This window comes from Paenibacillus dendritiformis, from assembly GCF_945605565.1.
Lineage (GTDB): Bacteria > Bacillota > Bacilli > Paenibacillales > Paenibacillaceae > Paenibacillus_B > Paenibacillus_B dendritiformis_A.
The window spans coordinates 1,269,341-1,296,211 of record NZ_OX216966.1 but is presented as its reverse complement, the minus strand read 5'-3'; the positions used below and the strand labels follow the sequence as shown (position 1 = coordinate 1,296,211).

The following is a 26,871-nucleotide window of genomic DNA, read 5'->3' as shown; positions in this document are numbered from 1 at the left end:
CTAAGCAGAATAATCGCCTCCTACTCTGCCAAGTAGCGGAGCGATCGCGGCCTCGCCGAAATACTGCTCATAGATGATCCGCTTCGGCTGATATCCGGCACCCTGCTCTCGCCGGCCAGCAAAGAAGTGTTCACGCAGAAGCTCCTTGTGTATGCGATCCTTCGCCATGTCCGACTTGAAGTGATCGTCGGTCTCCAGCGCTGCTTCGCACAGCGCATGGAAGCCTTCATCCCCCATATTGGACAGGCTGTTCGCGCTGTAGTAGCGAACCCACCAATTGGAATCGGTCAATGCTTGCTTAAGCACCGGGATTCGATCCGTGTTCTTGGAATGTCCGAGCGCTTCTGCCACAGCGGCTCGGATCTCCCATTCCGGATCCTTGATCCATTCGCGGATGTTGTTCTCGGTCAGCGCATGTCCGGCGCGAACGAGCATTTTGACCGCGAGGGCCCGGATCTCTTTGTCATGACTGTCAACGAGCGGAAGCAGGGCGGGCGTCAACGCGACGTCTGTCTGTCCGCTTAACGCGAGCAATGCCGCCTTGACCATATTGTCCGACTCGTCCTTGAGACAGCGGACGAGCATCGGGGTCGCGTTCACCCGCGTCTCTTCCAATACCTCCGCAGCCAGCAAATGGCTCTGGCGGTGGCGCGTCAACTGCTGCAGCATCGTATGAAGCTGCTCCGCATCGTTGGCGCATTTGGCCACGGAACGCGCCAGCACCTGTAGAAGCGGACCGTCCTTCTCCTGCATCATCGCCTTCGTCAGATGGGGTACCGCCCGCTCGGAGCGCATTCCGCCCAATCGGAACGCCGCCTTCATCTGCTTGGAATAGAACAGGCTGCCTAATTCCTTAATGTCGCGGTCGACCAGACCCATCTCTTCACAGAGCGCCGACAGCTTCTGCTGCTGCTCCCCGCTGAATTTTTCCATCCATTCCATCAGCTTCTCCTGAATCACCCGCATCTCCAGAGGACGAAGAGGCCCCTTGGGAGGCTGGAACGGATCCGGGTCCAGCATATGTCTCTGCAAATACACGAAATAGGGCTGATGCTTCTCCAAATAAATCTCCTGATGCTTGGCTAGCCGGTTATTGCGTGCTTTCATCAATAACAAAATGAGTACACCGATTCCAATCAAGCCAAGACAAACGTAAATGAAGCCGAGAGCGACTCCCAAACTGGAAAACATGTACGCGTGCCTCCTTTGTCGGTATAAAGCGCAGCGTGGGCCGCTACTCTGCACCCAGCTGCTCGAATATATTTTTCATGTCGGTATAGCTTTGCTTCAATCGTTCGGTATAGCCAACCTGCTCCCAGTCATCCCATTGGTATACTGGGATATTTAGGAAAGCGTAAGGTACGGCCTTTTTCCCGGCTGAAGCCTGTCCCCGATCCGACAGCCAAGGCAGGAACCGGATGCCTTCCGTCTTCACGGTCGTGAACGTCCGCTTGTCTTTGACCGGATCGTAGCTGATGACCTGCTTCGAGCTCGGGTCGGCGAAGCCGAGCAGCATCCATGGGATGCGCAGCTCGATGAAGTCCCCCTTGTACTGCCAGGCGGCAAGCGATTGATATTGTTCATCCTGCGGATTGTTCGTCCCGCGGATCAGCTTGCCTACCGTCACGTCCTGGAACGGATGCGCCGTTCGCGTATCTGGCGGCTCCATTTTCAGGCTGACTGCCAATTTCCACGGATTGAATATCCCTGAATTGTCTTGAAGCTCTTTCTTGCCCGGCTCCACCATCCAATAGCCAGACGGACCATACAGCCGGTTGTTGAAATCATAGTTGGACGTGATGCGAATCTCGCTTTCTTGATCCGTACCGAGCGTGATGAGCGTCTCCAGCCCTTCATCCAGCTTCAGGCCCGGGAGCTCCGGCATGGTGCGGTTGCCCCCCTCCAGCACGCTGGATCCGATGTGCAACTGCTGCGACTTCGGATCGAACGGCTTGTCCAGCTTGAGCGCGAGATAGACGTAAGCTTCATCATGGGTCGCCCACATCTCCCGGATGCCCGGAAGCTCGGTCTTCACTTGAACCTTGTCCTCCAGGGCCTCCCAGTCGCTCCAATCGCCGTCAAGCACGATCTGCTCTTCCTTGCTCGGATACATGCCGAGAATACCGAACAATTGTTCATTCGTCAGCACGTTCAGCCAGTAGGAACGGCGATCCTCCGGAATTTCGAAGCGCATCGTGTTCCAGGTCTTCTTGAACCATTCATCCTGCCACATGAACAGAATCGCGCCGGCGAACTGCTCGTCATAAATGTCCTTCGTCAAGGAAGCGTTAATGCGGCCTTGCTCCCGCTCGTCATGGCCTCCTTGATTGCGGCCTCCCATGCCCAGATGGGAGATGCCGATCGAAGCCGGCACCCCGTATTCGGTAATCATGACCGGCATATCGGGATACTCCGCCTTCAACAGGCGCAAATACGCTTTATACGTATTGAACTGGCCATTCTCGTCCTTCACCGTCTGCAGCGTCTTGTCCAGATGGAAAAAGTCCGGGTAATACGGATACACGTGGTATGCCGCAAAATATCCGGCCTTCCAGTCAACCGGCTGAATATGGCGGGCGTCGACGCTGGCCATATCTTCCTGGTACAGCGGTTCGCCGGGATGCGTCAGCACGTCGGTCGTCACCCAGTTGGTGAACGTCATTGGGTGCTGCCAGCCGTAACGGCTCTCCAGCTCTGCCGCATGATCGATCATTTCTGCCAGCCAGCTCTCGAACGGCGTTGCCTTCTCCGTCGCCTGGAACCGGCTTCCTTGGTAGGGCTTCACATCCTTATGCAGGCGGTTCGTATTATCGACCATCGACGGGTCCCACTCGGTCCCGAGATGCCAGGCCATCAAATATTGTCCTGCATTCTGCTTGTACTTTCCCCCTGCTGTCCCCGGGTTGACCGGGATATCCAGATCCCCATAGACGGCCTTGACCGCCTTCTCGATTTCCTGCTTGAACTCCTGTTCGATCTCCGGAAGATACGCATCCTGCTTCTCGATGAGCTGCTCCTCCGGGGACCAGATTCCTTGTATAAAATAGAGCGGGCGCTCCGCTTCCTCCCGATTGAACTTCACTAGCGCCTTGTAGAAGACCGGCTGGTGCACCGTATAGACGCGGATGACATTGGCACCCATATCATGGATTTGGCGGAACCAGCGCAAATACGTCTCCTCATCGACCGGAAATTCACCCGGGAAGTGTCCCGGAACCGTCGCCCCAAGATTGACTCCTTTCACAAATAACGGTTCGAACTGCTCATTCCTGTATTCGAGGAATTGATCTCCTTCCGTTTTGAACTTCAGCTTTATGCCGCTCGCATCAGCATAGGCTATCTGCTTCGGATACAGCAGACCGGGTAAATAATACCCCGCCAGCCCGCCGACAGCGAGAAGCAAGACAACAACTGTAATGAGATTCCACTTCATTCTCCGGCTCATGGGTCGTAGTATTGTTCACCCTTTCCTGCACAACGAATTTCCTGTGACTTATCGAGTGCCACGGGAATCAGCCGCAACACCTAACATTAACTATAACCAAGAAAACCAATGGTTTAACATGGTTATTTAGACTCTTTTTGTTCAGGACCCTTGAGTCAAAAAAATGGTTCTATGCGGGCGGAAGGCAGTAGCCCGTGATCAGACGGTCTATTCGGTTAGTCCCGTCTATCAGTGAGGAGAAAAGCAGGAGTCTGGTTCTGGTTTTCTTTAGTTGTCATGGTTAGACGCATGCCTCCTTTAAAAGTTTCGGTATTGTAACCATTTTACCAATAATACCTAGTTTTTTCGTTCTTTAGTCATATTTTATATTAACACTCAATGCATCAAAATGGTTTTAACAATTTCTAGTTAATTTCTACTATTTTCATGTAAAAATAATCCTAAAAATGGCTGGACTAAAATGGATAAAAAAGGACTAGCTCTCCTCCCTCTCTCCAGAAAAGAAAAATCCTTGCATGTAGCATGCAAGGATTGAGGACAAATCCGCCTCAATTCAGGCAGGATTACGTATAAAGCAGCGTGATGACCAGCAGTTCATATAGAACAAGCGGGAGAATGACATTGTCAAAATACGCCCCTGACAATGCCCGCTGCTCCGTCAGCGGTCTAGTGTACAAATAGAGGTGACATCTGTCCACATTGACGATAATGCCATCATAGACTTCCCCGTCTATCGTCTGAACCCGCACATGCCGATCCTTATACATACGACCCATATGCTGAACCCGGTCACGTATAGAATGCAAGGCTTGAACCGTGCCCGGCTCCATCTGATAGACAACTTGTTGTTGATGCGGATCCGGGTAATGATGAGCGGAATATGGCTGATGCAAGGGCCTGAACCTCCGATCGGATTGAAATAAGGTACACTTCACCTTATGCGCATTCCGGAGGCATCAGCACAGAAACTTCTCGCTCCTCGTCCGCGGCTCCCTGTAACCCCTACTCCAACATATAACAGAAGCGGGCCAGCCCATAATGCCAGCCCGCCGGATAGAGATGAGAGCGGAGGTTGTTCGGTTACTCCTTGCTGCGGTAATAGATATGGCGAAGCCTGAGGGACAGATCCTCTCCGATATCCAACAGGCCGTACGAATACTTCGGTTGAAGCCGTTTGTCCGTCGGGGAGCCGGGATTGAAGAGCAGGATTCCTTCCCTTTCTTCCATATACGGGATGTGCGAATGGCCGAAGACAATGATATCGACACCGTGATTGCGGAAAGTATGGAAGGCGATATCCTTCGTCGATCGGCCTGCCCCGTCCCCATGAACGAGCCCGATCCGGATACCGCCAGCCTCAATGATTTTGCGGCGGCCGAAGCGCTTCACAATATCCGCACCGTCATTATTCCCGGCGACGCTGTTAACCGGGGCCAGCGACTCGAACATCGGGATGACGCTTGGAGATGTCCAATCTCCCGCATGCAGGATGAGATCAACGCCGCGCAGCCCTTTGACCAGCGCGCGAGGCAGCTTCTGTCCCCGATGGGGCATATGGGTATCCGACACGATTCCGATGCGCATAGGCTCTCCTTCCTCCTTTTCTTTTCCCTGAAATAGGATGCTCACTCGCAGCCTTCTTCTTGATTGATATCTATTGTGGCACAACTCCCGCCTCACGTCGATCCCTTTGCCGCGTTATCCCACTCGGTCAGTGCGGAATAGGACATGGGCGGCGGGCCTTACGGGCACTATCCCTTTCGCTCAGCGCGGGATAGGACGGGGGCGGCGGGCCTTACGGGCACTATCCCTTTCGCTCAGCGTGGGATAGGACCGGGCGGCGGGCCTTACGGGCACTATCCCTTTCGCTCAGCGTGGGATAGGACGGGGGCGGCGGGCCTTACGGGCACTATCCCCTCCGCTCATCTCGGGATAGGACATGGGGCGGCGGGCCCTACGGGTACTATCCCTTTCGCCAGCGCGGGATAGGACGGGGGCGGCGGGCCTTACGGGCACTATCCCCTCCGCTCAGCGCGGGATGGGACGGGGACGGCGGGCCTTACAGGCACTATCCCCTCCGCTCAGCGTGGGATAGGACGCAGACCGTCCGAACGGGCCGGGTTGGAGCGCTCAGCAGGTAGGTACATGCTCATATGTAGAGCGACAACCGAATGTGGGCCGGGTTCGTTCCCTATTGGCGTGCATGGTGTTCAGTAGACGCGGTATTTGTTTGTTTTATGAAGCAAGGGGATAGTGACCGTAAGGGGTTCGTAAGGCATACCCTCCCATTCGACATTTCCTTTCCACCGATTTCACCGCATGCCAGTGTTCACCTTGGCGGGTGCTATTTACCGTTTTTCTTCCTATTATATGCATCGTTCCCTTTCAACACGCCCAAATGAAAAAGAAACCCGAAGTCTTAGCAAAGACCGGGTTTCTCGGGAAGCCGCCCGACACATGCTGTCCATGTCCGGCAGGCCCTCTCATTGCTTTTATTCAGCCTGCCATCGACAAGCGCCTGGGCGCTGGAAGCAAGCTGTGAAGTGTGAAGCTATACGTTCTCGTATTGCAGCTTCTGCTTCGTCTCGAAGCGATCCAGAGCGAGCAGAATGAGACGTTCGAGCAGAGCCGGATACGTGATGCCCATCTCCTGCCACAGGATCGGGTACATGCTGATCGGAGTGAAGCCCGGCATCGTATTGACTTCATTAATCAGGACGGCCATGTCGGAACGGCGGACGAAGAAATCCACGCGCGACAGTCCGGAGCCGTCGATGGCACGGTAGGCCTGCAGCGCCATCTCGCGGATGCGCTCCAGCAGTTCCTCGTCCAGCGGCGCGGGGATGGCGATTTCTGATTTGCCGTCGATATATTTTGCCTTATAATCGTAAAATTCATTGGATGAGATAATCTCGCCCGGTATGGACGCTTGCGGCTCGTCATTGCCGAGAACGCTCACTTCGACTTCCCGCGCGTCAACGAACTCCTCTACAATAATCTTCCGATCGTATTGCAGCGCGAATTCAATAGCCTGCTTCAATTCCGCGGCATCGCGGGCTTTGGAAATACCGACCGAGGAGCCGAGGTTCGCCGGCTTCACGAAGCAAGGATAGCCCAGCTCGGTCTGCACCCGGTCCATAATCTCCGCTTGATTCTGATCCCACTCCCAGCGGAGAAAATGCTCGTATTTGCACTGCGGCAATCCCGCGTGAGCAAAGACTTGCTTCATGATGGCTTTGTCCATTCCGACGGAAGAGGCGAGCACGCCTGCACCGACATACGGGATGTCGGCCATCTCCAACAGTCCCTGGATGGTGCCGTCTTCGCCGTTCGTGCCATGCAGAAGCGGGAAGGCGACATCGATCTGGCGCCGGTTCACGCCGTCCTCCGACTGCCCTTCCGCGTTGTCTATGCCGGCGAACAGCATCTCCATCGCGGTTACGGTTCCCCCTCTGAACGATTCCAGCATCAGTTCCTCTTGGTTCGCGAACGGCCGGTCCCGCCATGTGCCAACCCGCCACTCTCCCTTTTTCGTAATATAAAAAGGAAGGATCTCATACTTGCCGTAATCCATCGCTCCCATCACCGCAAAAGCTGTAGATAACGATACTTCATGTTCCCCTGATTTGCCGCCGTAGATGAGACCGACGCGCAATTTGCGTTCTTGTTCCATGTTCCCCTCCGGTTAGCGCCAGATGCGCCTGTTGTCTTCTCCCAGAATGCCCGTCACGCCTCGCACATCGGGCCACACCGCAATAAGCGGGAACGGATTGTCTCCTTCCCCGCCTGGCAACCTAAAATGCATCGACAATATGGAAAAAGCGGTACCGCGTCGCTTCCGTCCATGCATACGAGTCCTGGTAATCCCAGTACCGGTGGCGGCTGCTTACCGTGTGAGCATTCACCAGCGGCATGCCGTTCGCATCGAATGCGGTGACCATCGTCGTATGCTGGTAATGACCGTTGCCGTCCCAATCATACGCGATGACGTCACCGAGCTGCAGATCACCGGGATGATCGACCAGCTCGGCCCGCAGGCCGTACGTGCTGTTCGTCAAATGCCGCTCCAAGCTGTTGGCGACCGCCCAGCTGTAGCTCCACGCTTCTTGGCCGTTAACCATGCCTTTATACCACCAGCCCGAATCTCTTCTACCAGTATAGTTCATCGGTGCGCCGCCTGCAAAGAGACATTGCGAGATATAATTGGTGCAATCGACCTCGAAGCTGAGGAAGCGCGGGTTCGGTTCATTCCACCATTCGTCCGCGTAAGCGACCGCTTTGTCGCGGCGGTACGGAATGGCCCGCAGCGAGGTGGACGGCCCAAGCACATTCCGGTTCAACAGCGGCAGCGAGCGGTTCGAACGCGATGCCCGCTCCTGCTCAGCTCCGAAGAACTGCTGTCCCCGCCGCTCCGGCACCGGAATCTCCACCCGGGACACGACCCACCCGGTTCCTTCTTTGAGCAAGGTCAACCGCTCTCGCTCAATTCTCTCATCCTTCAGAGGCAGCCCCTTCTGCTCATAGCCTCTCCGGATATGGAATTCGAGGTCTACCGTAACCTCCTGATCAGCCTCATGGGTGCGCAGGAGCTTCGCCTTCGTCTCGCTCTTGGTCGGACTTGCCCCCCGGCTCTCGTACCACGAGGCCAGTCTCCGCGCCCGTTCGCTCGTGAGGAGCGCATGCTCCATGTCGGTCACCGGCGCGTGTATGGCCCGGGGCCGATCGTCGATTTCAGAACGATTATGCTGATCTACGTACAAATAAAGGGTCGTTTTCCAGTCGTGACGCATCTCCTCTCTCCACCTCCTTCACTCACTTTTGCCGCATCAGCCGCGGACGGAGCCTATCGCTCTTTTCTCTCCGCCGGCCCGGTATTTTGCTATCCATTGTATGCAGAAATGCCGCTTCGCATGTCGAAGCGGTAGATTTAGGCACGTTTGTGCGGGAAAAGCTCTTTACGGTGTCTCGCGAACACGATATACTAAAGATGTAAGCAATTTATGAAATCGGGTTTCATCAGATGAAACGGACAATGTAAAACAAATGAAGCATGACAGCGTGAAGCTCCATGGCGGGCTTCGGATGAACAGAATTTAGAAGGAGGTAATTTTCAATGGCAAGAACAGATGCTTTCTCTACGGCGCGCGAACTGAAGGTCGGCGGCAAGTCGTACCGCTATTACAGCCTGGAAGCATTGGGCGCGCAAGGCTACCAAGGAATTGATCGCCTTCCGTTCTCGATCAAAGTCCTGCTTGAGGCTGCCGTTCGCCAATTCGATGGCCGCGCGATTACGAAGGATCACGTCAACCAAATTGCAAAGTGGGCGGAAGGTCAAGATGAAAACAAGGAAATTCCGTTCATTCCCTCTCGCATCGTTCTTCAGGACTTCACCGGCGTACCGGTTGTCGTCGATTTGGCGGCTATGCGCGATACGGTGAAAAAAGCGGGCGGCGATCCGAAGCGCATCAACCCGCTCGTTCCAGTCGATCTCGTTATTGACCACTCGGTAATGGTCGACGCTTTCGGTTCGGATCAAGCTTTGGAATATAACATGAACGTGGAGTTCGAGCGCAACGAAGAGCGCTACCGCTTCCTGCGCTGGGCTCAGACGGCATTCGATAATTTCCGTGCGGTGCCGCCGGCTACCGGTATCGTTCACCAGGTGAACCTGGAATATCTGGCTTCCGTGGCCGCGACCAAGGAAGTCGACGGCGTGACCGAAGTCTTCCCTGACTCCCTCGTCGGTACGGATTCCCATACGACGATGATCAACGGTCTCGGCGTGGTCGGCTGGGGCGTTGGCGGAATTGAGGCCGAAGCCGGCATGCTCGGCCAGCCGCTCTATTTCATTACGCCGGAAGTCATCGGCTTCAAATTGACGGGAACGCTTGCAGAGGGCGCGACCGCGACCGACCTGGCGCTGACCGTTACGCAAATGCTGCGCAAAAAAGGCGTCGTCGGCAAATTCGTCGAGTTCTTCGGCCCGGGTCTCGAATCGATCAGCCTGGCGGATCGAGCGACCGTTGCCAACATGGCTCCGGAATACGGCGCGACGATCGGATTTTTCCCGGTAGACCATGAGACGCTGAACTACCTTCGACTTACCGGCCGCACCGAGGAGCAAGTCGCTCTGGTGGAAGCGTACTACAAGGCGCAAGGCATGTTCCGCCATACCGATACGCCGGACCCTGTCTTCACCGACATCATTGAGCTCGACCTGAGTTCGGTCGTGCCGAGCCTTGCCGGACCGAAGCGTCCGCAAGACCGCGTCGAGCTGTCGAATATGAAGCAGTCCTTCCTCGATATCGTCCGCACGCCGATCGACAAAGGCGGATACGGCTTGTCCGACAGCAAAATCGAGCAGAAAGTGCCAGTAGCTCATCCGAACGGCGAGACAAGCCAACTGTCGACAGGCGCTGTCGTCATCGCCGCGATTACGAGCTGCACGAACACCTCCAACCCAAGCGTTATGCTCGGTGCGGGCCTGGTGGCGAAGAAGGCTGTCGAGCGCGGACTGCGCAAGCCGGCTTACGTGAAGAGCAGCTTGACGCCGGGTTCCCTGGTCGTTACGGAGTATTTGAAGAAATCCGGTCTGATGGATTCGCTGGAGCAGCTCGGCTTCCATGTCGCCGGCTACGGCTGCGCAACGTGCATCGGGAACTCCGGTCCGCTGCCGGATGAAGTGAGCCAGGCGATTGCCGATCACGACATGACGGTCGCGGCGGTTCTGTCCGGTAACCGGAACTTCGAAGGCCGCATTCACGCGCAAGTGAAAGCGAACTACCTGGCTTCGCCTCCGCTCGTCGTCGCCTACGCGCTCGCGGGCACGGTCAATATCGACCTGGATAACGAGCCAATCGGATACGACAAGAACAACCAGCCTGTATATTTGAAAGATATCTGGCCTTCTTCGGAAGAGATCAAGCAGGCGATGGCGCAAGCGATCAACGCTTCGATGTTCCGCGAAAAATACGAGCATGTCTTCACGCAGAACGAGCGCTGGAATGCGATTCCGGTTCCGGAAGGCGAGCTGTATGAATGGGATGAGAAGTCTACCTATATCCAGAATCCGCCGTTCTTCGAGAATCTGGGCACCCAGCTCGGAGATATCGCCGATATCGAGAATGCCCGCGTCCTGGCGCTGCTTGGCGATTCCGTGACCACGGACCACATCTCGCCGGCCGGCAATATCAAGGCGGACAGCCCGGCAGGGGAATACCTGATCGCGAACGGCGTTCAACGCAAAGACTTCAACTCTTACGGTTCCCGCCGCGGCAACCACGAGGTCATGATGCGCGGAACGTTCGCGAACATCCGCATCCGCAACCAGGTGGCTCCGGGCACCGAGGGCGGCGTGACGAAGTATTTGCCGAACGATGGGGTGATGTCCATTTACGATGCATCCATGAAATATCAAGGAGAGAACACGAACCTTGTTGTCATTGCCGGTAAAGAATACGGTACAGGCAGCTCCCGCGACTGGGCGGCGAAGGGAACGTACCTCCTCGGCGTCAAAGCGGTCATCGCCGAAAGCTTCGAGCGCATCCACCGCAGCAATCTGGTCGGCATGGGCGTGCTTCCGCTGCAATTCCAGGAAGGCCACAGCTGGAAGGCGCTCGGCATCGACGGCACGGAAATGTTCAGCATCAACGGCTTGTCGAACGACATTCAACCGGGACAAACGCTGCAAGTCACAGCGGCTCGCCAAGACGGCACGACGTTCGAATTCCCGGTTACGGTCCGCCTGGACAGCATGGTTGACGTCGACTACTACCACAACGGCGGCATCCTGCAAACCGTACTGCGGCAAATGATTGCCGGAGAAAAGGCGAATGCGTAAGCGAAATGCTTGACTGCGCAACTATTGAAAAATAAAAACGGGGCTGTTCCCAAAGGTCCATGACCGCCGGGAGCAGCTCTTTTTTGTTCCCCACATAGGGTTCCGCCGCAATTATTTCTATCTGTCCCCGATGCCAACCGCTTCCCAACAGCTAGGCTCCCGCATAGGATGAACTATCTTGAGACCAAGGCATATCCAACGGAGGCGATTCTGCATGACAGTCGCATTAACCGGCATTCACGCCGTCTATTTGCTGTTCGTCGCCCTCATCATTCTGTGCCTCGTCCTGCGGCGGGACACCACGGTCGTCTGCCTGATCGGCATCTTTGCGTTAGGACTGCTCGCCACCTCGTCCGCCAGCTCGGCGGTGAGCGGCATGTTCACGAGCTTCATCTATGCGCTCGAGCAACTGCTGGGGACGATCCTCATCATCTCCATCATCGTCGCGATGAGCCGCGTGATGCTCGCTTCCGGCGTGAACGAGACGATGATCTCGCCATTCACGCGGCTGATGCGAGGGCCGGGCCCGGCCTATTGGACGGTCGGGCTCCTGATGTTCCTCATCAGCCTGTTCTTCTGGCCATCCCCAGCCGTCGCCCTTATCGGTGCCGTCCTGCTACCGGCTGCCGTCCGCGTAGGCCTTCCCCCGCTGGCGGTCGCCATGGCCATGAATCTGTTCGGCCACGGCATCGCGCTGTCCGGCGACTTCGTCATCCAGGGCGCGCCGAAGCTGACCGCCGACGCGGCGGGCGTGCCTGTGCAGCAGGTGCTGCAAGCAAGCGTGCCGCTCGTCCTCGTCATGGGCGCGGTCACCGTGGCCGTTTCCTACTGGATGATGTGCCGCGATATGCGTGCCGGCCGGCTTACGATGGCGACCGGTCTGGCGAACAATGCCGCCGGCAGCGAGCCGGCACGCCTGCCTCTATCCGCCCGGGCGAAGACGGCGGTGGCGCTGCTTATCCCGCTGCTGTTCGCCATCGATGTCATCCTGCTGTTCCGCCTCCATCTGCAAGGCGGAGAGGCCACCGCCCTTATCGGCGGTACGGCGATCGCGATTCTCGTGCTCCTGGCCGGGCTCACCCACCGGAAGCAGGCGCTGGAGGCGACGACCGCCTACCTGATCGAAGGCTTGCAGTTCGGCTTCAAAGTGTTCGGCCCCGTCATTCCGATCGCCGCCTTCTTCTATCTTGGTGATGCGGCCTTTTTCGATCTGTTCCATCACGGGCTGCCGGAGGCGTCCCAAGGGATCGTCAATGATCTCGGCATCGCGCTGGCCCATAGCGTGCCGCTCCACCCGGCCGTCGGAGCCGGGACGCTGGCCGTCGTCGGCGCCATAACGGGCCTGGACGGTTCCGGCTTCTCCGGCATCTCGCTCGCCGGATCGGTCGCCTCCCTGTTCGGAGCCGCCAGTGGCGGCGGAACGGCGACGCTGACGGCGCTCGGCCAGATCGCGGGCATCTGGGTCGGGGGCGGCACGCTTATTCCGTGGGCGCTTATCCCTGCGGCCGCCATCTGCGGCGTCAGCCCATTCGAGCTCGCCCGCCGCAATCTGATTCCCGTCGTCATCGGTCTGACGGCAACTACGCTCGCCGCCATTCTTCTGTTGGCGCTTCAGTGAGAGCGGCAGCGGAGGTCATACCGCGTCAGGACAAGAAATGTCTGGCGCCTGCGCCAAAATCAGAGTACGATAGAAGGAGCAATTATCCAAAAAGTAGCTAGGAGGTAGCATAATGCTCCGAATCGGAATTATCGGACTCGATACATCCCACGTCACGGCCTTCACCGCGCTGCTGAATGATGACACTCATCCCTATCATGTGCCGGGCGGGAAGGTCGTCGCCGCCTATCAAGGCGGGACGCCCGGGCTGGAGTTGAGCATATCCCGTTTGAAAGCGTATACAGATGAGCTCGTCGGGCAGTACGGCGTCACCCTCGTGCCGGATCTCCCGTCATTGGCGGAGCAATGCGATGTCCTGCTGCTGGAGTCGGTCGACGGTGGCGTGCATGAAGCGCAGTTCGCGGCGGTGGCGCCCTTCGGCAAGCCCGTCTTCATCGACAAGCCGCTGGCGCTCTCCACCGCCTCCGCCAACCGCATCGCGGACCTGGCCGCCCAATACGGCACGCCGGTCATGAGCAGCTCCGCGCTGCGCTATGCGGAAGCGCTCACTTCGGCGGTGCAGGAAGTGACGGCCGAGGCGGAAGGCAGGGCCTATGTGCAAGGCGTGGATGCCTTCGGTCCGACGCCGCGGGGAGATGGCGCGCCGGGGCTGTTCTATTACGGCATCCACTGTGCGGAGATGCTGTACGCGGCCATGGGGCCCGGGTGCCGGGAAGTCCGGGCGGAAGCGATCCCCGGCGGGGAGTGCATTACCGCCCGCTGGGAGGACGGGCGCGTGGCGACGATCCGCGGCCGCCAGGGCGGAGCGTTCGGCGCGCTCGTTCATGGCGAGCGCCAATCTCGCTATGCCGATGTGGCGGCCGATGCCAAGCCGTTCTATGCGAGCCTGCTGGAACGGGTTATGGCTTTCTTCCAGACCCGGGAGCCGGATGTCCCGCTCACGGAGACGCTGGAGCTTATCGCCTTTCTGGAAGCGGCCAATGCGAGCCTCGCCGGGAATCGTACGGTAAGGCTGCTTTAAGCAAGGCAATAAGAACGCCCCCTGACGCGTTCCCTTCCCAGGGAGCATCCAGGGGGCGGTGAATGCCGCATATTCCGTCCAACAAGCCGGGCAGGCGGTTCTGGCGGGCGGAGCCTCTCCGCCCGGCGCCGCTACCTTCTCTGAGGCTCGATGCCCCTGTCCGGTGTGCGGCTGTTCCCCTCCCAGTCGTTCTGCGCGGCGTGCGAGCGGCTCCGTCTTCTCCGAGCATATACGACCACGCCAATGATAAGCAAGACAGGCAGCAGCATGAGAACGAGGGCGACGATCATATTTTCCCACACAAAAGTCAAGGTGCTAACCCTCCCTTCGATTCATGCCGGATGCGAGAGAACTCATCTTCCCTTGCAACTCTATACCAGACTATACGTATATTGCCTTCATGCGTTGCACCAAATTAACAAAGACAGCCTTCTCCATCGGGGCAGGGCTGCCTGAGGCATAGGCGTACGAGCGCTTCGAAGCTCTTACGTCCACGCTGCTTAATCCAGAATAATCGGCAGGGACTTCACGCCGAACACAAGCTGGCTGTCGATGCGTTCCAGCCGATGAGAATGATCGCGGCGGTAGTTCGGGAACCGGTCAAGCATCGCGTTCAGAGCAATCTTCGCCTCCAACCGGGCGAGTTGGGACCCGAGGCAGAAGTGAATGCCGTGGCCAAAAGCGACATGCGGGTTCGGGTGGCGGCGGATATTGAAGACAGATGGCTGATCGAAGACCGATTCATCATGATTCGCCGAGCCAATCCAGAGGAGTATATATTGCCCTGCCTTCAATAGCTGACCATCTACTTCCACATCCTCCTTGATGCGGCGGTCCATGACCTGGATAGGCGACGCATAGCGCAGCACCTCCTCGATTGCCCCTGGCAAAAGCGAGCGATCCTCCCGGATATCACGCCAAGCCTCGCGATCGCTGTCGAAGCAGAGCAGGGCCGAAGAGAGGAGATTCGTCGTTGTCTCGTTGCCCGCGACGAGCAGCAGAATGCAGAATCCGATCAGTTCGATAGAGGACAGAGGCTCCCCGTCAGCGGTCGCGTGCACCAGCCGGGTGATCAGATCGTCCTGCGGATTGTGGCGGCGCTCCTCCGCAATCGCTTCGAAATATACGGACATCTCCTTCTGGCAATTGACATAGCGCTCATAGTCATTGCTGACCAGCGCGTCCGACCATTCCCGGAACTGCTCGCGATCGCTGGCCGGAATGCCGAGCATCTCCGCGATGATAATGACCGGAAGCGGCCCGGTAAAATCGCGCACCGCATCCATCCGCCCCTCCTGCGCCGCCTTATCCAGCAGCTCATGCGTTACCGCTTCGATGCGCGGAATCATCTCTTCAATAGACCGCGGCGTGAACGCTGTCGTCACGAGCGTACGCATCTGGCGATGCTTCGGCGGATCGATACGCAAAATGCTGAACTCGATCGGCTCCTTCTCCTCGGTCATCGCATCCGAAGAGAAATGATCATGATCGGCAAAAATCTCCTTGAGCCGATTATACCGGTACACATTCCACACATTATTCTCCAGCACCAGCGGACTCTCCGCCCGCATTTTCGCGAAATGAGACAGCGGCAGCAAGTCATGTTCACGTGCCCACTCCATGGTTCAATCTCTCCTCTCTTCCCATGCGTTAGATCAAGCTTCCATTCATCACGATGCGGAACAGTATCTCCTCCAGCTCCTCCGGAGAAATGTGCTGCTCCTGCCTGCTCATCCTCTCAACTATCCCCCAAGTAGAATTGGACTGACCGTCAGTTCCAAGTCGAAGGTACCATATAACCCATAACCTGTAAATCGGTCTCGGGACGGGCATCTTCTCATTCATTCCTCATCATGCAACAAGCCTATGTGAGAGGCAGCGAGGGCGGCTCACGAAGCCCCGCAAGCCCCTTGTCATGAGGGAACCTGCGGGCTTTGTCTACTGGAGCGGCCTCGTCACCGCTTATTCGGAATGTGGAAGGATACCGTCGTCCCCTCCCCCTGCATGCTCTGAATGCTCAATCCTTGGCCATACTGCTTCCGCAACCGCTTGTCCGTGTTGATCAGGCCGATTCCACCTTGCGGGCCCTTGCCGCTTGTCAGCAACCGCTCCAACGTATGACTGTCCATGCCGACCCCGTCATCCGCCACGGCGATCCGGATTCCGTCTGCCTCCGCATCAATGCGAATATGAATGGTTCCTCCTTGGGATCGGCTCAGAATGCCGTGACGGAGCGCATTCTCTACGAGCGGCTGAATCGTCAGCGGCGGAAGCTCCGCATCGAGCTCGTAGTTCACGTCCCAGATCACATCCAGCCTGTCGCCGAAGCGCGTCTTCTCGATCGTCAGGTAAGCGCGCACGAGATCCAGCTCGTGCTCCAGCGGGACGAGATGCTCCGCATTCCACAGATCGAAGCTCAGCCGCAAATATTTGCTGAACGATTCAATGAGCGCGCGCATCTTATCGGCATCGAGCTTGCTCAGAGCCACGATGGAATTCAACGTATTGAACAGGAAATGCGGCTTAATCTGGGCCTGCAAATAGGCGGCTTCCATTCGCAGCAGCTCCCCGACCGACCGTCTCAGGTCGGTCAATGCCCGCACCCGCGACTTCAGCTCCAAGGCTTCAACGGGCTTCGTCACATAATCATTCGCTCCGGCGCGGAAGCCGGAATCAATGTCTTCCGCCCGGCTGCGAGCCGTCAGCAGCAGCACCGGAAGCTCTGACATGGAGAACCGCTCGCGAACGGCGCGGGTCAGCTCATAGCCGGACATATGCGGCATCATGACATCGGCAACGATCAGATCCCAGCGCTTCTGATCCAGCATGGCGGCGGCCTCCCTGCCGTTCATGGCGGTCGCGACATTATATCCTTCCGCGAACAGCAGATTGGTCAGAATGTTCAGATTGACCGGATCATCGTCGACAGCCAATATGTTCATGCCGTCTGCCGCAGCGGCCATTTCCGGCGAACTGTTTGGAACGCCCGGGGCAGGCAGAGAGGTACGGCGGCTTCGAAGCAAGGCGGGCTCCGCCTTCCCTCTCTTCCAGACCGGGCTTGCCGTCTGCGCCAGCGGAAGCGTGAAGGTGAACACAGAACCGGTTCCTACCTCCGATTCCACCTTTAGCGTTCCGCCATGCAGTTCAACCAGCTGCTTCGTAATGCTTAAGCCGAGGCCGATGCCCCCGACGGTCGTGCTCGCTTCTCCCTGTTCATACGCCTGGAATGCTCTTCGCTTCGTCGCTTCGTCCATCCCGCGCCCGGTATCCGAGACGCCGATATGCGCGTACCCCTTCCGGACATAGGCGTCGACCAACACGGCGCCCTCGTCCGTATATTTAATCGCGTTGTGAAGCAGGTTGAACAGGATCTGAATGAGCCGTTCCTCGTCGGCAATGACGGGAGGGAGCTCCTCCGGAATGTTCATCTCCAGCCGGATCGGCTTGCCTTCGGTCATGAAGGACAGCATGTCGATCACGCCGATCGCCACCGGGGGGACGGACACGCGCTGCAGCTGAAGCCGCAGCTTCTCCTGCTTCAGCTGGGAGGAATCGAGCAGATCGTTCAGCAGATGCGACATGCGGCGTCCGACCGCTACGATCAGCTCCAAATTTTTGCGGTTCGGTTCGGTCAGCGATCGCCGCTCGTCCTCGAGCACGCTCTGGGCCATGTTAATGATGCCGTGCAGCGGAGTCCGCAATTCATGCGAAGTGTTCGCCAGGAACTCATCCTTCACCTTGTCCGCCTTAATCAATTGAACGTTCAAATCAGCCATCTGGGCCGAAGTCCGGAAAAATCGCTTGAACCAGAACGTGGCGAAGGCGAGAAAGGCGATAATCAAATCGATCGGATAGTAGGTCAATTCGAACCACACTCTCGTCTTGATGCTTCCCCACATAATATTGACTGTAACGGCTATCGCCGAGATCAATAAGTAAATGGCATCACGTTCCGTTTTCATGGACGCGCGCAGCATAATAACGGGAACGATAAGGTAGGAGAAGATAATGACCAGGCTGTATAAAATATCAATGCTTAACGTAACCCGGGCCGGCACACAAAAAATGAAGAAGGACACAGCTAAGCACGCGGCTCCATGCCATCGAAAGGCGGCAACCTGTCTATACTCCGGAAATAAATGCTTGGCGAACTGCAGCAGGAAGCCCGAGACGCCGAACATCGATATATAAATCAGCTTGACATACCATTCATAGTCGAGCTGCAGCCAATCCAGCAGCACCTTGTCATCATCCACCAGGGTCATGATGATCGCGCTGATGACGAGAAGCGAAAAATAAATGAGCGCTTTTTGCCGCCCTCCAATGAAATACAAAATGATGGCATACACAACATGCATGAAGAGGACAATGCATACCATTAATTGGGTGCCGATGCTCAGCCACGTCGCGCCGGTTACGGCCTCCGCCGTGCCGAATAACAGCGGGCGCGCGATGCCGCCGATGCGCCGGTTCATGAAGTTGGCGGCATGAATGACAAGCTCGACCTCGCCGCCGTCAGGAACGAAGAACGCGGAATAAGGAATGTTCTGGGCAATGTTGTGCTCGGCATCTGCAGCCGGACGGCCGGAATGCGCCAGCAGACGGCCGTTCACGTACAACTCGGACGAGTTCTGAATATTGGGAACCCGAATAGCCAACGACTTTCCCTCTCCCGGATCAATCAAAATGCGAAGCCGGTACGTCCCGTAACCATAGCCCGCCTCGAACACATTCGCCTTCCAATTGCCGGGCACCTGCAGCATATGCCGCTCGTCTGCAGGGGGATGATCCCCCTGCTGCAAATATACGCCGGGGTAGAATTCCCATTCTCCATTTAGCGTAAAGACCCGTTCGGCGGAAATATCCCAGCCGCGCAAATCCAACACGCCTTGTTCGGCTTGCGGGGAATCCGGCGCCGTGAACTTCGCTATCCACAACAGGCGGATACTCGTCAGAATGACCAAGACCAACCCGGCGGTTATCATAATTTTTCGTATGGACATAGGATCTACAACTTTCTTTGTCTCATTGCGGCCGATCCGGCCTTACCTGTTAGATTATGTACATTCTAAATCATCTCTTCTAGTTGCCGCTCCATCTCTCATACCACGATTGATAGGCCGCCTGCGGCGGAATCCCGAACTCGTTCTGCGTCATGTCGCACAGCTTGGCATAGGTGGCTTCCACCGCATTCCGGTCCCCCAGCTCCGCATATAACCGCATCAGCATATAGTAGCCGGACTCAATTCGAGGGTAGACATTGACCTGTCGGTGATAGACCTCGAGCGCAGCCGGGAAATCGTTGTCCGCCACGTAATAGTCGGCAACCTCGTTCACGAGATGGAGCCACAGGGAACGAAGGCGCTGACGTTCTCCCTCTGCCCACAAGTAACTGTAATCGGCCAAATAATCGCCGCTGTACTGCTGCAGCAGCTCCCGATAGGCCAGAATCGTATCCTGTCCGACAGGGGGCAGCGCTTCGGTCTCCTGCTCCCATTGCACGCAGTCGATAACCGCGTCTTGAAGGACAAGCATATAACTGTCCTCGCAGTTGATGATCTTCAACTGCTCGAGGTAAGGCTCCAACGTTTTGCGCACTTGATAAATGGCCGTATACAGCTGGGCATACCCTTTCTTGGCATTCATGTCCGGCCATAGCAGCTCGAGAAGAATTTCTTTGCGAACCTGCCTTCCCCGATGATGCAGCAAATAGGCGAATAGTTCCTGGGCTTTGGATGTTCGCCACCGGATCGGCTTCTGCGACGGATTCTCGAACTCGATATGCAGGTTCTGGAAGCAGCGAATCATGCGGATGGACGCCTGCTTCTTGGCCTGCACCGTTATGGCCGCCCGCTCCGCCAGCCGCTCCAGCGTCGCCGTCAACCGTTCGACTTCTACCGGCTTCAGCAAATAGTCGATGGCATTGAGTTCGAACGCCTTGACGGCGTAATGATCATAGGCTGTAATGAACACGATCTGGGTCGCCGGGAGCGAAGACTGAATCCGCTCCGCCAGCTCAATCCCCGTCATTTCCGGCATGTCGATATCCAAAAACACGACATCCGGCGCAATGTCTTCCACTTCCTTCAGGGCCCGCTTCGGATCCTGATAGGTTCCTTCTATTACAATTTTCCCTGTCTCGGCCAACAGGTCATTCAAATAAGCAAGCGCCAAATACTCATCATCGATCAATATGGCTCTCATCGGCCTTCCCTCCGCAGGTTATATAGTTGATACCCCTTCGTTCGGCAGCCAGGCTCATGAAAGATATCGATATCTAACTATGATACGCCCTGACAACATTTTTACCCGAAGGAATGTGCCCTAATTCACTTGGGCATGTGCTTCGGTTGTTTCTATTATATACGATGCAGGGTATCTCCTTTACTAGATTATACGACAATGATTGTTAAATTGTTCCTCAGTACGACAATAATGATTCCATTGGCCTGCCATCCGGTCAACAACAAAACAGGGCGCAGCAGATATCACTCTGCCCGCCCTGTTTTGTTATTCCGGCTTAGTTATCGATTAGCAAATTGTAAATGGCTTGCGCAGCTTCCGCCCGATTCGCCTCTGCTCCCGGAACGAACCGCCCTGTCGCCCGCCCCTTCATCAAGCCAACCCCGGCCGCGGCGTTCACATGCTCGACAGCCCAGAGAGAAATCCGGTCCGCATCGCTGAATGTCCGCTTCGCGTTGACGGCAAGCTTCTTGCCTGTCTTCACTTCATAAGCTTTGACCAGCATGACCGCCATCTCTTCCCGGGTAACTGCGCCCGCGGGGTCGAAGCGGTTCGCGCTCTTGCCGCTGACGATCCCCGCCTCATGCGCCGCCGCGACCGGCGCAGCGTACCATGCATCCGCGTCGACGTCGGCAAATGCCTTGCCGCCCGTCCCTCTCAGCTTCAGCGCCTGCGCCAGCAGCGCGGTGAACTCCGCCCGCGTAATGGCCCGGGCCGGCTCGAACTTCGTAGCGCTGGTGCCGCTTATGATCCGCTTCAGCGCAAGCTCTTGAATGACGCCGTAGGCCCAATGGCCGGAAGGCAGATCGGCGAACGGCTTCGTCATTTCCAGGATCGCATAGGTGCCGAACTCGCGAATAAGTGCAGCCATCTCGACACGATCATAGTCTCCCTCTGCCTGCGTGGCCGTTCCGCTGCCGGAGACAGCATATATCCCTGCCCGTCTCGGCTTGAAGCCCGAATCAGCGGTGAGCCGAAGCACAACGGGCTGATCGAAGGAGGTCAGCTTCTCCGTCGTTCCGTTCGCGAGCGTGATCATCAGGCCAAGTTCGTACATATCGCCGGATAGCCTCACCTTCATGCCGGATGCCCTCTCGGCCTTGGCGATTCTCTCGTTCGCCGCTTCCTTCGCGAGCGGCGCCAGCTTCAAGGAGATGACGGAGCCTTGCTTCTCGTTGTCCGTCCATTTGTTGATTAGCTGCTTCATCAATTCGGCAGGGATCTCGATCGAGATATGCTCCGACTTCACTTCCAGCTTGTTCTGAAGCAGCAGCCCGTACGTATTGGACGGGAACTTCACTTCGCCAGTCCCGGCCGGCATCTCGAAGACAATGGCGCCGCCTCCGATAGCGGCCAGCTTTTCCGGTGTCGCCGTTACGGTTCCCGGCTTATCTTCGGCAGGCTTCGGACTTGGCGTTGGACTTGGATTCGAGGGTGAATCCGAGCTGGAGCTTGATCCGGAGCCTGAACCTGTCCCCGGGCCCGGATTCGGATTCGGATTCGGGCCGGGCTCTTCCGGCAGCTTGCCGCCCTTCAGATCGGTAATCCGCCCTTCCACCCCGGCGTTGATGATGCCGATGCGATCTAGATGCTCGATGAACACTTCATAATCGACAATGTTCAGCTCATAGAAGCGGCCGTCGTTCTTCGCCTGCTTCATCGAGCGGTAGAAGTCGCCCCCGTCCGCCATGAACGAGTTCGTCGCCACGATGTAATAGCCTTGCGGATCGATATCGGCATAGGTGCCGTCGTCATTCTTCACCTGCACTTTGACGATCCGCTCGCCCTTCTGCGTCACCTCGCCGGTCACGGCGTCGACCGTCTCGCCCTTCTTCGTGGAGTCGTAATAGAAGCGCATGCCCGACACCTGCGGGAAGCGTCCCTGCCCCGTCTCCACGCCGCTGACGCCGTTCTCCAGGGCAGCGATAATTTCCTCGCCCGTCATCTTCACGGCGGACAGATTGTTGCCGAACGGCATGACCGTCAGCAGATCGCCCAGCGTAATATCGCCCGCCTGGATCGAGGCCCGAATGCCGCCGCCATTTTGTATCGTTACATACCCTTTAACGCCGGTCTCGTTCAGCAGACGCTGCACCTTCGCGCGCATGCTGTCGGCAATCAGATTGCCCAGATTCGTCTCCTGCTTGCGCACGCTGCCGCGTTCGCCGTCCAGGAATACCTTCGTCTTGCCGATGACCTGCTTCTTGAATTCCTCCAGCGGCCCGGCGTACTCGGCCAGCTTCGCCGCGGCCTCCGCATCGTCGGCAAAGACATATTGGCCCGAGGCATCCTTCGCATCGATATCGGTCAGCTTGCCGCTCCAGTCCGTCAATGCCCCGTTGCGGTCGAAGGTGACATCCAGCTCGCCGAGGTACCGGCCGTATTCGCCGGTCTGGACGATCAAGGTCCGTTCGCCGTCTGCCCGCTCGATGACGGCCGGCTCCGTTAATTTCGTATGCGAATGGCCGCCAATGATGATATCGATGCCTTCCACGCTCTCCGCCAGCGCCCGGTCGACTTCATAACCGAGATGGGTCAGCGCAATAATTTTGTCGATTCCTTCTTCGCGCAGCATGGCCACCGTTGCCCGGGCGCTCTCCGCGTAATTGCGGAAGGCGATATGCTCGCCCGGAGAAGCCAGAAATGCCGTATCCTCCGTCGTCAAGCCGAATACACCGACCTTCTCGCCATCGACATCGAGGATAATCGCCGGGTAAATGCTCGCTTCCGCTCCCGGATGGCCTATCTCATGCTGGAACATGCCCTGCAGCTCCGGCTCCTTGTCGAAATCGATATTGGAGCTGACGAATGGGAATTTCGCCTGCTTGATGAAGTTCGCCAACTTCGCCGGCCCGGCATCGAATTCATGATTGCCGAAGGTCATCGCATCGTAGCCGACCAGGTTCATGAAGTCCAGATCCGCCAGACCTTCATACTTGTTGAAATACAGCGTGCCGGAAAAGACATCGCCCGCATCGAGAAGAAGGGAATGATCCGCGCCCCCACGCGCTTCCTTAATGGCCGTAATACGGCGCGGCACACTGTCCAGATGCGCATGCGTATCATTTGTATGAAGCAGCCTCAACTGGAATTCTTCGTCATCCGGCTTGCCGAACTGAAGCTGAGCGAGCAGCGGATCATGATCGCTCACCCGTCCATGCGCTTCCATGAAATCGGCATTGATATGCACGATGTCCAGCTCTGCCCGCTTGGCCAGCTTGTTATCGGCCAAAATATGATCCAGCGTCTGCGAGTTGCCTTCATAAATATAAGAGTAGCGCCTGGCTTCCGGCAGTCCGTCTACCAGATTGAACAATTCATTCCCCGCGACAACCCGCAATGTGTCGGAGAATTGGAAATCATTCAAATCCCCGATCAGCACGACGTTCGTCTGCGGATTGTGGGTCAGCACTTCGCTCACGAAGCTGTGAACGAGCGCGGCTTGCTTCGCCCGCTGCACTTCGCTCGAGCGCTGCGGCGGCTGAATGCCTCCATACGGCGCATGATCGCCGCCCTTCGAGTTGAAGTGGTTGGCGATGACCAGCACCCGCTCGCCCCGGAACAGGAACTCGGCGGCCAACGGCTTGCGCGAGCTGTCGAACGCTTCGTTCGCCGGCTCAATCCGTCCCGGATTGTACGTTAACCCGTCCGGACCGTAACGAACGGCGGTCTTCGCGTCGCCCTTCGCATTCTGTTGGCTGTTGGCCAGCGTCACCCGCTCCGGATTATACAGGAACCCGACGCGAATATTGCCTCCCGGCGCGCCCCCGTCCATTTTGTCCTCCGGGTCGATATCCGTATAGTGATAGACCGGCCCGCCGGCCGCTTGAATCGCCCCGATAATCGCGTCATAGTTGCGGCTTGCATCGACAACGCCATTATCCGTGTCCCCGTTATTGTCCTGTACTTCCATCAATCCGATTATATCCGGGGACTTCAGGTTGCGCACAATAACGTCTCCGATTTTGCGGGTTTTCTCTTTGCCCTTCGTGCTCGGATCGTTCCAATAATTTTCGACATTGAAGGAAGCGATTGTCAATTTCTCGCTGTCCGCCACGATACTCGTCACCGCAGGCTTTCCCTTGCCGCTCTCCACCTCCGGCAGCCGTTCCGGCAGCAGCTTATAATTGCTGAAGGAGTAGGCGATGACGCCGATAAGCGGCTCTGTAAATCGATCGCCCGTCTTGACGACCGGATTCGGCTTCGGCGTCATATAGTCAAGGGATACCAGCACGCGCTGCGGATTGAGGCTACCCTCGGTCAGCACGAGGCCGCCCGCCGGAGACACGACGGGATGGCTGCCCTCCTGCCGCACGCTGACCGGAATTTCATATTTATAAGGGCCGATAATGTCCGGGTTCTCGATCATGACGCGCATCCCTTCCAGGCTCTCGTACAGATCAAGCGCATTGCGTTCCGGATCGTAATAAGCATCCGTCAATTGATAGCCGTCCGTAATGATCGATGGCGGAATCATTCGATCCTTCCCCAGCACAACAGGAGGAGGCAGATCCTGATCATGCGAAATAATATCCACGCTCGATGCCGCGATTTCCGTCGTCGTCAGATCGACCGGATTGCTGGAATACGTCTTTTCCTTATATTCCTTGACTACGCCGGCTACCTTTACTTGGTCCCCGACCTTCGCCGGGCTGTCCTTGTGATAGACGAGAATGGCGTCCGAGGCCCGGCCATCCTTGCTGTACCGGTCCGGATTGCTTTCCTGAATGTAGAAGTTGCTCTTATCCCGCTTGAACGTCACGATGCCTTCCACGCCCGTCACGGCTTGATCCGCGTACGGAGAGCGATGGCCTTCGCCCTGAATATCGTGGATCAGGAGATGGCCGGTATCCTTCAGCACCTTGTACGTGAACGTATAGACCGCACTGATAGCTCCATCCTTCACAACGATGGCCTTGATCGTCGTATCCTCCTGGATCGCGATCGGCGCTGCGTAGCGGGCGCTGGCCTGCGTCGGCTCCGTTCCGTCCAGCGTATAGTAGATGACGCCGCCGGAAGCCGGCGTGCTGAGCGCAATCTCGCTGCCCTTCGCGACATTCCCGGATGGCAGGCTGGCCGTTACGGACAGCTCGGTCTCCACCACATCCGCATATGCTCGCGGAATCAGCTGGTACCCGTACGAGCTATGATAGGACAAGACGCCGGCAATCCTCTCGTAGGTGCGGCTGACCGCAAGCGCTGCGGGAACGTTTTTGGCGTAAATGACAATGCCTGCGCCAAGCTGGTCAGTGGCATAGTAGGTAGAGCCGCTGCTGCGGTCGATCGCAGCCGCGGCGACTTCCACCAACTGGCCTTCGTACTGCTTCCCGGCCTCCTGGGCAAAATCCGCCGAGGTGATCGGCTTTGCCGCCGGCAGAGGCAAGCCCGGCTCCACCATTCGGAGACTGCCTCCCGGCTCCTTATTCAACTGCAGGAGACCGTTGTACAGCTCAAGCCTGCCCTGCACCTCGATCTTATCCCCTTGCTCCGCCGTAATATTCTGGCCGCGGACGACAATGCCCGCCGTATCGTCCTGAATATACAGATTGGAGAAGCCGCTTCCCGTGTCTTCCCTGTAGGTCACGATGCCTTGCACCAGGGCGGTATCGCCTGCATTCCCCCCTCTTGCCTCTGCAATGCTGGAGGACGTTACAACCGAATAGATGAATTCGGCGATATCGCTGTCCTTCAGCCCATCCTGCTTGGCATAGGCCTTGATGGTCGTCGGGCCAGTAATCTCGATCGGCTGCGTATATGGAATGAATTCGGACTTATCGGAGTTGCCGTTCAGATTGTAGTAGACGGAGGCGGTCACGGTTGGCGACGAGAGACTCACCCGCGTCCCCGCCTGCACCGCTCCGGAAGGCGGAATGGCGGTTACGGATGCCGCTTGATCCGGAGGCGTGACGGTGACCTTTTCCATGAAGGTGGTTGATTTGACGCCGCGATGAGGCTTGAAATACTCTTCCAGCGTTCCGGTGACTCGAATTCGGGAACCGATCAGGCCTAGATTCGATTGCAAGCCGAACTCTTGTCTGAACGGAGACGCGATTTGGACGAACAGCGTTCTGTCCTCTGCCGTCTCCTCAGCGCTGTCTGCGATGACCAGATTCGTATCGGAGTTGAATTTCGCGCTATCCCGCGTAAATGTGGTGCTGCTGATAGCAAAGCCGACAACATACCCTTCCACCGTGTAGGACTTGCCGTCATTGTTCTTCGCGATCGCATCGGCGACGGTAAGCACCGCCTTCGCTGCAGCGGCTGCCGTTCCTGCGGTCCATCCCGCTGGCGCGATCGAAGACAGCAGCAATACGGCCGCCACAATGACACGGATTGACTTTGTCCAGATCCGATGTACCATTTTGTCGCTCCCTTCCCAATATGGGTTATCATTACAAATCGTAGCTTGTCTGTATAACCTTGGTGTTAGAGGACTGTAAAGAATATATGAAGAAACCCGGTTTATTCATGCCGGAATTGCCTTACCAATCCCTCCTTATCATTCCACAAAAAGAAACCTTGAAAGACAGGCAATCAATCAAGGTAAATAACGCGATGCTATTCTAATTTTCTCTCGCTTATTCCGAAGGCAGCGGCTTATCTCGTCAACGTTGCTGCAGCCCCATCATACGTCCTCTCGTTGTGGAAAATACGAAGAAATGTCTTTCAAATAGTGGACACTTTTCTGCGGAAGAGATAGATGC

14 protein-coding genes are annotated in these 26,871 nt (G+C 56.9%); 3 read left to right on the top strand and 11 right to left on the bottom strand.

Going from position 1 to position 26,871, the window contains the following annotated elements:
- The 6 genes from NNL35_RS05680 to NNL35_RS05655 form a co-directional block, all read right to left on the bottom strand.
- Complete coding sequence (locus NNL35_RS05680; protein WP_006679430.1) at positions 1–1,191, bottom strand: HEAT repeat domain-containing protein; 1,191 nt, start codon at positions 1,189–1,191, stop codon at positions 1–3.
- 43 nt (positions 1,192–1,234) lie between these two features.
- Positions 1,235–3,445: a hypothetical protein gene (locus NNL35_RS05675; protein ID WP_040734136.1), complete on the bottom strand. Its 2,211-nt coding sequence runs from the start codon at positions 3,443–3,445 to the stop codon at positions 1,235–1,237.
- Positions 3,446–4,008: 563 nt separating this feature from the next.
- On the bottom strand, positions 4,009–4,338 hold the full coding sequence (locus NNL35_RS05670) for a hypothetical protein (protein WP_006679432.1): 330 nt from the start codon (positions 4,336–4,338) through the stop codon (positions 4,009–4,011).
- A 187-nt stretch (positions 4,339–4,525) separates the two neighbouring features.
- Positions 4,526–5,029, bottom strand: a complete 504-nt coding sequence (locus tag NNL35_RS05665) for a metallophosphoesterase family protein (protein ID WP_006679433.1) — start codon at positions 5,027–5,029, stop codon at positions 4,526–4,528.
- A 967-nt stretch (positions 5,030–5,996) separates the two neighbouring features.
- A complete protein-coding gene (locus NNL35_RS05660; RefSeq protein WP_006678515.1) occupies positions 5,997–7,118 on the bottom strand; it encodes a D-alanine--D-alanine ligase in 1,122 nt (373 codons plus the stop codon).
- 121 nt (positions 7,119–7,239) lie between these two features.
- Positions 7,240–8,235, bottom strand: coding sequence for an amidase domain-containing protein (locus NNL35_RS05655; RefSeq protein ID WP_006678514.1), 996 nt, complete (start codon positions 8,233–8,235; stop codon positions 7,240–7,242).
- 323 nt (positions 8,236–8,558) lie between these two features.
- On the opposite strand from NNL35_RS05655, the gene acnA reads away from it, so the two are divergent.
- From acnA to NNL35_RS05640, 3 genes are all read left to right on the top strand, one after another.
- Positions 8,559–11,285 carry an aconitate hydratase AcnA gene (gene acnA / locus NNL35_RS05650; protein WP_006678513.1) on the top strand — a complete coding sequence of 909 codons (2,727 nt, stop codon included), beginning with the start codon at positions 8,559–8,561 and terminating at the stop codon, positions 11,283–11,285.
- Between the two features lie 214 nt (positions 11,286–11,499).
- Entirely contained in the window at positions 11,500–12,903 is a 1,404-nt protein-coding gene (locus NNL35_RS05645; RefSeq protein ID WP_006678512.1) for a hypothetical protein, read from the top strand.
- Between the two features lie 112 nt (positions 12,904–13,015).
- Positions 13,016–13,924, top strand: coding sequence for a Gfo/Idh/MocA family protein (locus tag NNL35_RS05640; RefSeq protein ID WP_006678511.1), 909 nt, complete (start codon positions 13,016–13,018; stop codon positions 13,922–13,924).
- Between the two features lie 131 nt (positions 13,925–14,055).
- On the opposite strand, the gene NNL35_RS05635 is transcribed toward NNL35_RS05640, so the two are convergent.
- The 5 genes from NNL35_RS05635 to NNL35_RS05615 form a co-directional block, all read right to left on the bottom strand.
- Positions 14,056–14,235 (bottom strand): hypothetical protein, encoded by a 180-nt coding sequence (locus NNL35_RS05635; protein ID WP_006678510.1) that lies wholly within the window; start codon positions 14,233–14,235, stop codon positions 14,056–14,058.
- A gap of 189 nt (positions 14,236–14,424) precedes the next feature.
- Positions 14,425–15,546, bottom strand: coding sequence for a cytochrome P450 (locus NNL35_RS05630; RefSeq protein ID WP_006678509.1), 1,122 nt, complete (start codon positions 15,544–15,546; stop codon positions 14,425–14,427).
- 333 nt (positions 15,547–15,879) lie between these two features.
- The gene (locus NNL35_RS05625; protein ID WP_006678508.1) at positions 15,880–18,927 is read right to left on the bottom strand and encodes a hybrid sensor histidine kinase/response regulator; all 3,048 of its coding nucleotides are present in this window, start codon (positions 18,925–18,927) and stop codon (positions 15,880–15,882) included.
- A gap of 79 nt (positions 18,928–19,006) precedes the next feature.
- Positions 19,007–20,128 carry a response regulator gene (locus NNL35_RS05620; RefSeq protein WP_006678507.1) on the bottom strand — a complete coding sequence of 374 codons (1,122 nt, stop codon included), beginning with the start codon at positions 20,126–20,128 and terminating at the stop codon, positions 19,007–19,009.
- Positions 20,129–20,444: 316 nt separating this feature from the next.
- A complete protein-coding gene (locus NNL35_RS05615) occupies positions 20,445–26,528 on the bottom strand; it encodes a 5'-nucleotidase C-terminal domain-containing protein (RefSeq protein WP_006678506.1) in 6,084 nt (2,027 codons plus the stop codon).
- Positions 26,529–26,871 lie beyond the last annotated feature (343 nt).

Excerpts from the sequence above, each read along its gene's own strand:
- NNL35_RS05625 (WP_006678508.1), bottom strand. The coding sequence starts at position 18,927 with ATGTCCATACGAAAAATTATGATAACCGCCGGGTTGGTCTTGGTCATT.
- NNL35_RS05645 (WP_006678512.1), top strand. The coding sequence starts at position 11,500 with ATGACAGTCGCATTAACCGGCATTCACGCCGTCTATTTGCTGTTCGTC.
- acnA (WP_006678513.1), top strand. The coding sequence starts at position 8,559 with ATGGCAAGAACAGATGCTTTCTCTACGGCGCGCGAACTGAAGGTCGGC.
- NNL35_RS05660 (WP_006678515.1), bottom strand. The coding sequence starts at position 7,118 with ATGGAACAAGAACGCAAATTGCGCGTCGGTCTCATCTACGGCGGCAAA.
- NNL35_RS05640 (WP_006678511.1), top strand. The coding sequence starts at position 13,016 with ATGCTCCGAATCGGAATTATCGGACTCGATACATCCCACGTCACGGCC.
- NNL35_RS05620 (WP_006678507.1), bottom strand. The coding sequence starts at position 20,128 with ATGAGAGCCATATTGATCGATGATGAGTATTTGGCGCTTGCTTATTTG.
- NNL35_RS05680 (WP_006679430.1), bottom strand. The coding sequence starts at position 1,191 with ATGTTTTCCAGTTTGGGAGTCGCTCTCGGCTTCATTTACGTTTGTCTT.
- NNL35_RS05655 (WP_006678514.1), bottom strand. The coding sequence starts at position 8,235 with ATGCGTCACGACTGGAAAACGACCCTTTATTTGTACGTAGATCAGCAT.
- NNL35_RS05665 (WP_006679433.1), bottom strand. The coding sequence starts at position 5,029 with ATGCGCATCGGAATCGTGTCGGATACCCATATGCCCCATCGGGGACAG.
- NNL35_RS05675 (WP_040734136.1), bottom strand. The coding sequence starts at position 3,445 with ATGAGCCGGAGAATGAAGTGGAATCTCATTACAGTTGTTGTCTTGCTT.
- NNL35_RS05630 (WP_006678509.1), bottom strand. The coding sequence starts at position 15,546 with ATGGAGTGGGCACGTGAACATGACTTGCTGCCGCTGTCTCATTTCGCG.
- NNL35_RS05615 (WP_006678506.1), bottom strand. The coding sequence starts at position 26,528 with ATGGTACATCGGATCTGGACAAAGTCAATCCGTGTCATTGTGGCGGCC.